Below are 11,227 nucleotides of genomic sequence, written 5' to 3'. Positions count from 1 at the left end.
AAATAGTGGCTAATCCCTCATCCCTGCTTGTCAAAAACATCGACAACTTCGTTAGAATTTTTGATTGTAGAATCTTGTTTATCGAAAAGTGCTGCCTCATTCTCAACTTTATTCTGAGCTATTTTTGACCACTGACTTACATGGATTGGTCTAAAAGTAGAAAACCCAACAGAGTGTGGCTCTATTGGGTTTAGTTATCTGAAAAAGGCTGTTCTTTACAAGTAACGCTGTCTTATCAAAAGAGACATAGATCAGCTTCAGCTTTGATTGAAATGGATCCTTATTAAGACTCAGACCAATTAAATTTGCTGTCGTCGACACCTTCTTTTTCTTCTTTAACACGTTCGCGGCGGTGTTGTTCTTCAACTCTTGCCGCATCTATCTCTTGCATTATAGCTTCGATATCCGCTAGCTCATCGGTTTCAGTAAACTCACCGGTTAGCTTGGTGTCTGGTTTCAAGTCACCTTTTTCGTACAGTGCCCACATTTCCTTAGCGTACTCTGTTTGGGCTAACTCTGGCGCGAACTGAGCGTAATAGTCACGGATATTATTAACGTCACGAGTCAGCATCCACTCGGCATTATTATTGGCAGAAGCATCAACCGCTTGCGGTAAATCGATGATAACCGGACCATACTCATCAACAAGCACGTTGAACTCAGACAAGTCGCCATGAATCAAACCAACACACAGCATTTTGACCACGTAAGTCATCATCACTTGGTGATCTTCAATCGCTTGTTCTGCAGGCATCACGACATCGTTTAATCTTGGTGCGACATAACCGTCATCATCAGTGACTAGCTCCATAAGCAGCACACCATCGAAACAACCATAAGGAATGGGCACACGAACGCCTGCCTCCGCCAATTTATACAAGGCATCAACTTCAGCGCTTTGCCACACTTTCTCTTGTTGTTCTCGACCAAAACCAGAGCCTTTTTCCATCGCTCTAGCACGGCGGCTATTACGTACTTTTCGGCCTTCACGATATGCCGTTGCTTTTTTAAAGCTGCGTTGGCTTATTTCCTTATATACCTTGGCACAACGGATCGTATCGCCGCAGCGTACTATGTACACTGACGCTTCTTTGCCACTCATAAGTTGGCTTGTCACCTCGTCGACTAAACCATCGTCAACTAAAGGCTGTATTCTTTTTGGTATCTTCATGCCGCCTTTATACAGCAGTTATCTTACAGATAGAAATATTAACTTAAGAAATGAAGAAGTGATTATCAATTGGTTCTTAAAACCATTAAGAAATGAGGTGATTGTTTTTTTTAACAGCAGTTTGGTGTTGGTTTCGTTTGAATGGATTAACAGTCGCGTTTGAATATACGCAGGGTTTTAGGTCTGTCGATTAAGGTGTCACTGGTTTGATCCTATCGACCTAAATTAGGATTTGTTACGACGACAGCGCTCTGAACAGTAAATGACATTTTCCCAACAGCGCTCCCACTTCTTGCGCCATACGAATGGTTTTTGGCAGGCTGGGCATATCTTAGTTGGTAGATGTGGTTTCTTGTGCATGGCAGATCCCTTTCGATGAATTTAGTTCCTACGTTGATTAGAGATTCCCTATTACGTTCGTCCCTCGCTTTAGGGAATGACGGCGGTGTGATTGCTAACACCCCCCAACTCCGTCATCCTCGAGAATGAGGAGCGACTGAGTCGGGGATCTGCTTTATCCAAACGGATTCGGCTTTACCTGCACTGACTCTGCTCAAATTCAACTAAGTCCGCTTAATCCAGTTAAACAACAACTTTGTACTGCTTCTCCATCTCACTCACACCAAGACCCGAGTGTTTTGTCACTTTAAGCTGAACTGGAACACGCTCTTTCAAAGCTTCGACATGGCTGATTACGCCGATCATCTTGCCAGACGCATTCAGGTTATCCAGCGCGTTTAGGGCTATGTCTAATGTGTCACTATCCAGCGTGCCAAAGCCTTCATCTAAGAACAAAGAATCAATACTGGTTTTGTAGCTCACAAGATCAGATAGCGCGAGCGCCAACGCCAAACTTACCAAGAAGCTTTCACCGCCTGACAAGGTCTTTGTATCTCGCATTACATCGCCCTGCCACGTATCTAACACTTGCAGTTCCAACCCGTCATCGGCTTTACGTTTTAACTCGTAACGACCATGTAAACGCTGAAGCTGCTTGTTCGCCAAGTACACCAAGTTTTCCAGTGTTAGACCTTGAGCAAACTTACGGAATTTGTCGCCGTTCTTGGAACCGATAAGCGAGTTCAAACGTGAGATATCATCAAACTCGACTTGTTGCTCGTCTATTTGCTTGAACAGATCTTGCTGATTACTTCGGTTCTGGCTATCCGTTTGAAGGTTAGCCGAAATCGCGCCGATCTTTGTCGCATGGCTTTGTTGTGCGTTTTGGCACTCGGTTGTCGCGTCTTCAACTTGCTGCTGATCTTGCTCTTGCCATGCTTTAGCATTTTCGTGGTTTTGTAGCTCCACTTGCGTCGTTTTGGCGGTGTTCAACCTAGCTTGTGCACTGACAATCGCTTCGTCTAAAGACTTCTTCAGGCTTTGAAGTTGAGTTCTAACCTCTTCATCCAACAATGCTGCTTCAAAATCAGCCTCACCTTCGAATGGGCTCGTTTTAAGCGCTTCTGACCAAGCATTCGACGCTTGTGTGTAGCTCGATTGCTTACTGGCCAACTCGTCCGAGAAACCAGTGTGTTTGGTTTGCTCGGTTCGATGTTCCAGCTCGCAGCGGTTAAGCAGCAACTGCGCGGCATCAAATGCATTTAACGCTTCAGTGACTTTTTGCTTCATCGCATTGCTGGTGGCTTGAATGTCTTTGTCACCAAACAACTCTGTTCTTTCAGCACTAATACGTGTCAGTTCTAATACCAGAGATTCACTCTGTTGCGTGAGTGCCGTGAGTTCTTTCTCTGCGCCACTTAGCTTGTCATCTAGGGTTTTCAATTCGGCATTTTGAGTGATTAGCTGCTTCTCAATATCGGCCTGTTGCTGTTTAGTTTGCTGCCATGTGCTTGATGCTTGTGATTTCGCAGTAAACCAATCATCAATATGTTCAAGTTCAGGCGCTTCAATAGCCGTTTGAACAATGCTCTCTTTCAGAGCGTTCCATTGCTGTTCTTTTGCTAGAGCTATCTGAGCCGCTTGTTCGTTCGTGCTGTGATTTTGCTTATTCAGATCCGCTAAGCGTTGCTCGGCCAACTCGAGATTAGACTGCGCCTTGTCAGCCATAACACTTGCAGACAAGCATTGTTTCTCAGCTTCAGCATAGAGCGCTTTCGCATCAGCCAACACCTTGAGTTGCTGTGAGCTCTGACTTAGTTGAAGTTCACACTGCTGAGCAAAGGTCACGACTATAGCTTCATTACCTAAATCGTTAATCGTTAGCAGCGCCAGTTCAGGAGCCGTGCCAACAAAATCCGATAAGCTCTGTTGAAGCTTGCCGACAACGCCTTGCCAATTCAGTTGAGCTTGTTGAATATCCGCTTGCGCTCGCTGAATGTCATCGTTAAGCGCCGCAATCATAGGGGCAAGAGAATCTAACTGCTGACGATGCTCTTGGCCTTCTTTTTTGATGGCCGTTAACTCTAGGTTTTCCGTTTCTTTTTGAGCAACCAAATTTGCAATATCTTGCGACTGCTCAATCGAATGGTCTGTTGAACCACACAGTGGGCACTCAGATCCAGATTCCAGAGCCGCACGGTATTTCGCCAATTCACCTTCTTGATCAATCAGTCGCGTTAATCGTTCAAGAGACGTCTCTTTCTCTTTATATCGCTCGACTAACACTTCACGTTCTTTCGAAAGCTTGTCGACCAATTGGGTGTTGGTTTGATGTGCCTGTGTTTTTGCATGCAGCTGTTGCTGGGCATTTAGGAAACCACGATTGATCTCAAGTAATGAGTGCGTATTGCGATTCCAATACTCCAACAGATCTTTTTGCGAATTCAACACTTGCTCGCTGGTGTTACCTTGCAATGCTTCCCACTGTTGCTTTGCACTACTCTCTAACACGACCAATTCAGCTAGTGCTTTGTCTTGCGATGCCTTAGCTTGTTGTGAGGTTTTGATGATCGTTTGCTGAGTATCAACCGCAGACAAAGCCTGCTTTGCTGATTTCAGTTGTTCTGCATGTTGACGCTCTAGGGTACGAACTTGCTCAACTTTGGCTTGCCATTGACCTAGGTATTTTTCCAAATGCTGGTCAGCTTGATGCTTATTTAGGTACTCAGTGCTGAGTTGTTCTTGTTGCTTTAGTGCATCTATTTTTTGGACTAACACGACCTGTTGATTGCGTTGCTGCGTGTGTTGCTCGTTTAGCGTATTAGCAGCATTAACGGTCGCAGTTTGCTTATCTTTGAGTACGGCAATTTGGTTATCCAGCGGACGCACGAGGTCGATGATCTTTTCTTGATCTTGTTGCTCGGTTTTAACCTGTTCGACAATCGCACTGCTTTGAGTCAATTTAGTTTGCGCGTCTTGCTTCTCTACATCACGAACCGCAAGTAACTTGGTGCTGTTATCTAAGTGAGCTTGAGTGGTGTTCACCTCTTGTTCGCAACGCTTTAAATCTTTGTGCATTGGGCGCAGCTTTTCAGCCGGTTCACTGTATGCCAAACGCTCTAGTGATGGTTGATTACGGTCTAGTTCATCTTGGGCTGTTTTAAGATCGTGCTCACTGGCCTCGATAGTTTGCTCAGCTTTAGTCACGTATTTCCACCAGCTGAGATGCGCTTGCCACTCTTTTAATTGCTCGGCTAAACGCTTCTGCTCGGCTTCTAGCGTTTCACGCTCTGCGGTTAACTCTTGGATTTGCTCTTCAGACAGCAAACTCACACCCTCAGCTTTTGCTTTCAGGTGATTGAGTGACCCTTCACTCGACTTGAAATGATCGTAGATGCGCTCGGAAATCAGGCTATAGACTTCAGTGCCCGTTAGTTCTTCTAATAGTTCTGCACGGTCATTTGCATTGGCATTTAGGAACGCTGCAAACTCACCTTGAGACAACATGATGGATTTAGTGAAGCGTGAAAAATCGAGACCTGTTATCTGCTCCACCAACTTGGTTTTCTTGGTCAGCATGGTTTCTAAGACTTTATCGGTGTCCGCATCCGCAAATTCACACGTTGGCGTTTGTAATGCGCCATCGTGCTTTCCGCGCGCTCGCTTTTGATGGAAGTTAGAGCGGTACGTTTTACCCTGCACTTCAAATTCCAGCTCAGCGAAACACTCACCCGTGCCACGCGTCATTAATTCGTTGCTGCCTTTGGCGATACTCTTCAAACGTGGCGTGCGGTGGAACAATGCCAAACAAATCGCATCAAGAATGGTGGTTTTACCCGCCCCTGTTGGGCCAGTAATCGCAAACAGACCATTTTCTGCAAACGGTGATTGGGTAAAATCGAGCTTCCAACGCCCTTTCAAAGAGTTCAGGTTTTCAAATTCTAGGCTTAAAATCTTCATACTGGTTACTCTTCTACTTTATTTGGCGCTTGAGCGCTCTCAGACACTTCAACCATCACTTGTTTAAACTTCACCGTCATTCGCTCTAAACGTGCTTTTTCAGAATCGGTTTCAAACTCTTCTAAGGCAATACGCTTGCTAAAAACGTCCATCGGGCTCAGTTCAGATAAGGTTTCTGCTGACTCTTGCTCTAATGCTTGATTGCGACGCTCTCTTGCTCGGCGCAGTTGAAGTACTTCCACATTCAAACCTTCGGTTAGTACGCGCATGCGTTCTTGTAGATCAGACAAGTAATCTTGCGCTTGCACTTCTATCGATAACCATACGCTTTGGTCGCTATCTAAACCTATGTATTGGTTCAGCTGAGATTCGATCTCGCTCAAGTCGCCTTTGATTTCAGCTAGGGGTTGGAATGTAGGAACAGGCAATTGAGAAATGGTGCGCTCACCTTCAACAAACTCAACCACACACACTTGTTTCTGAGACTTAAGTTCATCAAAGCTTAGTGGGATTGGAGAGCCTGAATAACGAATGTATTCACGCTTTGCCACCACTTGTGGGCGGTGGATATGACCCAGTGCAATATAGTCTGCGTCTGGGAAGCCATCAGCGGCGAAACCATCAAGGTTACCGACATAGATGTCGCGTACCGAATCCGATTGTTGGACACCCATTGCCGTTAAGTGTCCGGTAGCGATAATCGGCATATGTTCGCTGTTTCCAAACGTCGCACGTTTTTCTACAGCGGCATCATAAACACTTTGATAATGCTGTTTGATCGCATCGCCGAGTTGCTTCTGACGCTCAACGCCAGATACACCCGCCTGACTGGTCAACACATCGCGAGGGCGGATAAAAGGAATGGCACAAACCAGCGCTTCTACATCGCCGTTTTTGCCTTTTAGTTCGACAACCTGAGTCGCATGATCTTCATTGGTATTAGGAATCACGTCTGCGCCCATGTATTTGAGCAGCTGTTGTGTCTCTTTAAGCACAGACACCGAATCATGATTTCCACCTAACAACACCAATTGGCAGCCGATCTTGTTCGAGTCGACCACGAACTTGTTATACATCTCACGAGCGTAACTCGGCGGTGTGCTGGTATCGAAAATATCGCCAGCAACAATGATCGCGTCGATGTCGTGTTCTGTGACTTGCTCAAGTAACCATTGTAAAAACCGTTCATGTTCATTCTTACGGCTTTTATTGTAGAAGTTTTGGCCAAAGTGCCAATCGGACGTGTGAAGAATCTTCATTGCTGCTCACTGGAAGTCGGTAATACTTCTAATTTACCAAAATACCTATCAACTACCAAAATAGTTCTCACAATTCCCTTTTATAAGCTTGTGAAAACTAACTAAATTAGGGTTTTGTGCCAACCTAGTTCAGAAGCTGACCAATCGTTATTTTTGACATAAAAAAACCGCTCAAAGTTAGAGCGGTTTTTAGGTGTCCACGAATACTAGCGGTAAACTATTTTGCAGAGGTCATTAGAAATTGTAAGAAGCACCCAATGTTACTGTGCTAAACGCTACATCTCTGCTACTTGTACGGAGTTTGTTGCCATTGAAACTGTAGGTGTAAGTTTCAATATTCACAGCATCTGCTTGCGAGATCAGACGAAGTGTTAGGTTTTCTACAGGCGTGTATTCAACACCAATACCAAAATGGAAGCCTGTACCCGAATCGTCGCCATAGTAAGCGCCGTTACTAGAGTTCAGATCAACATAGCTCAAACCTGCTGTTACAAACGGGCGAATTGAATTGTCGAAAGTGTAGCCAACATTAGCAGCAACAGACAAAGATGTTGGCGAAAGCTTCTTTTTACCCAATAGTTCGTAGTCAGCGTAATCCGTGTAACCAAGCTCGATGCCTACGATACGGTTGAACTGGTAACCACCGTAAAGGCTGTATCCCATGCTTTCCGCGTCTAAATTGGCACCACCATCAGTGTCTGAATCTTGATATACGCCAAGGCCAGCACCAATGTATGGACCGCCTTCAATACCAGCAGCAAAAGTAGGAAGTGAAACCAAGCCAATTAGGCCCAATAGAAATGTTGATTTAAGCATGAAAATACCCTTTTTAGTTTGTCCTGTAGTAACGTTGACCAATCGGAAATAGTTATCCGACACCATTCAAAATGTTGCGTTACTGTTTAAAATAAATCATATAAGCAGCTCCTAGCGAATAATAAAACACTGTTCATTTACGGAGCGAATGAGAAAGTACCACAAGATTTTCAGGTCATCAAACGAACATTCATAGATATTTAATCAAGTCTTATTTATGAGACGGGTATATTTTTCGAGGAGGAACGAGTACCAAAACAAGTATAAACTTGGTAGTAAATCTTAACATAATTATAATTAACTTCATTAAAATCAATTCATTAGAATACTGGCTTGATTGTTACCAGTTCTAAGAAACAACCTAAATTTTCACGCCCAAATATAAAAACTTACCCTATAGGTCCCTCTCTCTGGTGAAAAATATAAGGGCAGAATGAATTTATTTTTTGAATGGAATTATTTAGAACGGCCTACCATTAAAATATATTTCAACTTATTCTATATTATTAACAAGCCTCAGCGAGACTTGCCAAGTAGTTATTCGTTAAATAGAAGCCGCTGAACTTCTCAATAAAGTCCGCAGGAACGGTTTTATCGATCAATCCAGATTCGATCGGCGCGGCTTGCCACTTCTGTAATTTCGGGAAACCTTAAAGCACGTAAAACCTGAGCCCTCTTTAATCACTGACGCACTGTGCAAGAGTAGTAGTTAAACGATCAAAGATATTGCGATAGATGCCATGATCACACCAACGACAAATTCCAACACCTTCCACGCCCTAGGGTTCTTAAACATTGGAGCCAAGAAACGTGCGCCATATCCAAGTGAAAAGAAGAACACGAATGAAGCCGATACGGCACCTGCGCCAAACAACATTTGATTAGGTTGATATTGCGTTGAGATAGAACCCAGCAATACCACAGTATCCAAATACTCATGCGGATTAAGCCAAGTAAACGCCAAACACATCGCAATTGCTTTGGTTAGCGAGTCTTTCGTTTCAGAAGTCGCTTCTAAGGCGTGGTTTTCAGTAAATGCTGAACGGAAGCTTAAGAATGAATAGACACCCAAAAAGACCGCCCCACCATAACGGGCGAACTGCTCTATTTGTGGGAACTGCTTAACGATTGCACCAAAGCCCGTCACGCCAAAGCTAATGAGTAAGGCATCTGAAATGGCACATACAGCGCAAACTGCCAATACGTGTTGGTTCTTAAGCCCTTGCTTTAAAACGAACGCATTTTGAGAACCGATTGCAAGAATCAGCGAAAGCCCAAGGGAAAAACCAGCAAAATAAGTCGTCATGAAAAAGTTCTGTAAAGTAGTGACGGTAATAATTGGAACAATACTGCAAATTTATCAAATTGTTAACAAGTGAATCTGTTGTTTATCAATGACACGTTTCGTGTGCTTTGGGCAATTTGAGTAGCCAAAGACGAAGAGCAGACGCGCAGTTCAACCCCAACCGAAACTAATCGCCCCACACTCAGTTTTAATAATTAACAAACTAATCAATTGATTTTAAAGGCCTTTAATTTTCAATATAAATTTTATAAATATTGATTTTATTAATAGAATTTCGCTCAAACTTTGAGGCTTAAAAATCGATCACAGTGAGATCTTCCTACCATTTCATTGATCAAATGAATGATAGAAGTCTGATTGCATATTATCTTTTGACTACTTTTTGAGCGGGAATTTCCCTCTCACATAACTGACTTACTACGTGTTCTGCAAACCTCTTTTCGAAGGAGTCAGTTCTCGTCGCACAACTATTTAGTCGCAAAATGATAAGGATGCACACAGATGAATCACGGACACAGACTTACCACCATAACCCTAGCTATTTTGGCTTCGGCTCATGTATCAGCTTCGGCTCTCAATGAAACCAACCTAGAGCCGCAACCCGTCAACTCACCTTTCATTCAAGATGTAAAAGGCACGATTGTTGAGGATTACTCACGAGAAACCATTCAACCTTCATTCTTCTCTATGAGAATGATGAGTAACGCAGATGAACAACGCGGCGATTGGTTTAACTTATCGGCGAGCTACACAAGACTTCAGGGCGTGGGTTCAGATATTGTGTATGACTACCTAATACCTCCTCTTATGCCACAGCCTGTTATCGTTGCCGTTCTTGATTCGGGTGTTGACGTTGAACATGAAGACCTAAAAAATAAACTTTGGACCAACAAAAACGAAATTCCAGACAATGGCATTGATGATGACCGCAATGGGTACATCGACGATGTCCACGGCTGGAACTTTCTTGGCAACTCGCTAGGAATTAACGTTGATCAAGATACATTAGAGGTCACCAGAGAATACAAAAAGTACCTCCAATTAAAAGAAAATGGACATTGGATTCCGCGTAAGAAACGCAAGTATTATCAAGACGTTGAATCCGATTACTTGTCGTCTCTAAAAGATGACCAAGACGCGTTGAATCGCGTAACGACAGCAACTGAACAAGCCAATGAATACAAAGAAGAGATTCTTCAATTCGTCGATCAAAAAGACTTTTCTACTAACGGTCTGAAAACACTATTAGATAGCGAGAACGCTAGCGTTGTTACAGCTGCCGAAGGGCTTTTGAGTGTGTTTGATTCATGGTATTCATTTGAATATCTGGAATCACGTCGTAACCGTTATCAAGACTCTCTAGATTTCCACCTTAACTTAGATCTTGATACACGTGGCGATATTGTTTGGGACGACATTTCTAACCCTTGGGAAAAAGGCTATGGTAACAACGATGTGAAAGGCCCTGTTGGATCGCACGGTACACATGTTGCTGGAATCATCGCTGCGGAGCGTAACAACTCAGTGGGTATTGATGGTGTGGCAGATCATGCTCAAATCATGGCTGTACGTATGGTGCCAAATGGCGATGAGCGAGACAAAGATATTGCCAATGCGGTGCGTTACGCCGTCGATAATGGCGCGAAGATCATCAATATGAGCTTTGGTAAAAGCTACTCACCACGTAAATACATCGTCGATCACGCTTTTCGCTATGCAGCGCGTAAAGGTGTGCTAATTGTTCACTCTGCGGGGAACAGCCGTAACGATAACGACGTCAAACCAAGCTTTCCAAACCGCTACGCTAAGCACTACCGCTCAAAGCCTATTTCAACGTGGTTAGATGTGGGCGCATCAGCGAAATACGCAGACGAAACCTTAGTAGCTAGCTTCAGTAACTTCGGCCAGAAATCGGTTGATGTATTTGCACCAGGGTACCGTATTCTATCAACCACTCCGGGGAATACTTACGGTTCGAAAAGTGGCACAAGTATGGCTGCTCCTGTGGTTTCCGGTGTAGCAGCATTGGTTTGGTCACGCTACCCAGATTTGTCAGTCAAAGACTTGAAAGCGATGTTAATGAGTGAGTCCAAAATCTACCCAGAGCTGCTTGTTAAAAAGCCATCAAGCCCAGAGGATTTGGTTCCTTTCAGTACCCTTTCTATCTCAGGCAGCGTAGTAGATGCCGAAGCGATATTTGCAGAACTAGAAACACGCTAACGCTTTATCCATTATCGTTAGCCATTGATTCACAAATAAAAAAGGTTGCTCACAGCAACCTTTTTTTTTCAAGCCAGCCTAACCCCGAGCTAAAACACGGTATATAGACCGCCACCCAAGTGTTATTAGGTTGAAAAAATAGCATCCCTCTTACTT

Annotated in this window: 7 protein-coding genes and 1 pseudogene; 1 reads left to right on the top strand and 7 read right to left on the bottom strand. The window is 43.9% G+C overall.

Features of this window, described 5'->3' with window-relative positions; translation table 11 throughout:
* Positions 1-283: 283 nt before the first annotated feature.
* The 7 genes and pseudogenes from BCU75_RS15865 to BCU75_RS15840 all read right to left on the bottom strand — a co-directional run bounded on the left by BCU75_RS15865 (position 284) and on the right by BCU75_RS15840 (position 8,851).
* The gene (locus BCU75_RS15865) at positions 284-1,171 is read right to left on the bottom strand and encodes a PA4780 family RIO1-like protein kinase (RefSeq protein ID WP_198592511.1); all 888 of its coding nucleotides are present in this window, start codon (positions 1,169-1,171) and stop codon (positions 284-286) included.
* 225 nt (positions 1,172-1,396) lie between these two features.
* Positions 1,397-1,531, bottom strand: coding sequence for a DUF2256 domain-containing protein (locus BCU75_RS15860; protein WP_102474423.1), 135 nt, complete (start codon positions 1,529-1,531; stop codon positions 1,397-1,399).
* Positions 1,532-1,753: 222 nt separating this feature from the next.
* Positions 1,754-5,470, bottom strand: coding sequence for an SbcC/MukB-like Walker B domain-containing protein (locus BCU75_RS15855; protein ID WP_102474422.1), 3,717 nt, complete (start codon positions 5,468-5,470; stop codon positions 1,754-1,756).
* Positions 5,471-5,475: 5 nt separating this feature from the next.
* The gene (gene sbcD, locus BCU75_RS15850) at positions 5,476-6,729 is read right to left on the bottom strand and encodes an exonuclease subunit SbcD (RefSeq protein WP_102474421.1); all 1,254 of its coding nucleotides are present in this window, start codon (positions 6,727-6,729) and stop codon (positions 5,476-5,478) included.
* 234 nt (positions 6,730-6,963) lie between these two features.
* A complete protein-coding gene (locus BCU75_RS15845; RefSeq protein WP_102474420.1) occupies positions 6,964-7,545 on the bottom strand; it encodes a porin family protein in 582 nt (193 codons plus the stop codon).
* A gap of 506 nt (positions 7,546-8,051) precedes the next feature.
* A pseudogene (locus BCU75_RS24845) lies at positions 8,052-8,254 on the bottom strand (glutathione S-transferase family protein); the annotation flags it as partial.
* A complete protein-coding gene (locus BCU75_RS15840) occupies positions 8,255-8,851 on the bottom strand; it encodes a LysE/ArgO family amino acid transporter (RefSeq protein ID WP_102474419.1) in 597 nt (198 codons plus the stop codon).
* Positions 8,852-9,352: 501 nt separating this feature from the next.
* On the opposite strand from BCU75_RS15840, the gene BCU75_RS15835 reads away from it, so the two are divergent.
* Positions 9,353-11,071: a S8 family peptidase gene (locus BCU75_RS15835; protein WP_102474418.1), complete on the top strand. Its 1,719-nt coding sequence runs from the start codon at positions 9,353-9,355 to the stop codon at positions 11,069-11,071.
* Positions 11,072-11,227 lie beyond the last annotated feature (156 nt).

This window comes from Vibrio splendidus (assembly GCF_002873455.1).
Taxonomy (GTDB): Bacteria; Pseudomonadota; Gammaproteobacteria; order Enterobacterales; family Vibrionaceae; genus Vibrio; species Vibrio splendidus_J.
This window is presented reverse-complemented; position numbering and strand designations above follow the sequence as displayed.

Bases quoted from the DNA above. Each gene is read 5' to 3' on its own strand.
- BCU75_RS15865 (WP_198592511.1), bottom strand. From the start codon at position 1,171: ATGAAGATACCAAAAAGAATACAGCCTTTAGTTGACGATGGTTTAGTC.
- BCU75_RS15860 (WP_102474423.1), bottom strand. From the start codon at position 1,531: ATGCACAAGAAACCACATCTACCAACTAAGATATGCCCAGCCTGCCAA.
- BCU75_RS15855 (WP_102474422.1), bottom strand. From the start codon at position 5,470: ATGAAGATTTTAAGCCTAGAATTTGAAAACCTGAACTCTTTGAAAGGG.
- sbcD (WP_102474421.1), bottom strand. From the start codon at position 6,729: ATGAAGATTCTTCACACGTCCGATTGGCACTTTGGCCAAAACTTCTAC.
- BCU75_RS15845 (WP_102474420.1), bottom strand. From the start codon at position 7,545: ATGCTTAAATCAACATTTCTATTGGGCCTAATTGGCTTGGTTTCACTT.
- BCU75_RS15840 (WP_102474419.1), bottom strand. From the start codon at position 8,851: ATGACGACTTATTTTGCTGGTTTTTCCCTTGGGCTTTCGCTGATTCTT.
- BCU75_RS15835 (WP_102474418.1), top strand. From the start codon at position 9,353: ATGAATCACGGACACAGACTTACCACCATAACCCTAGCTATTTTGGCT.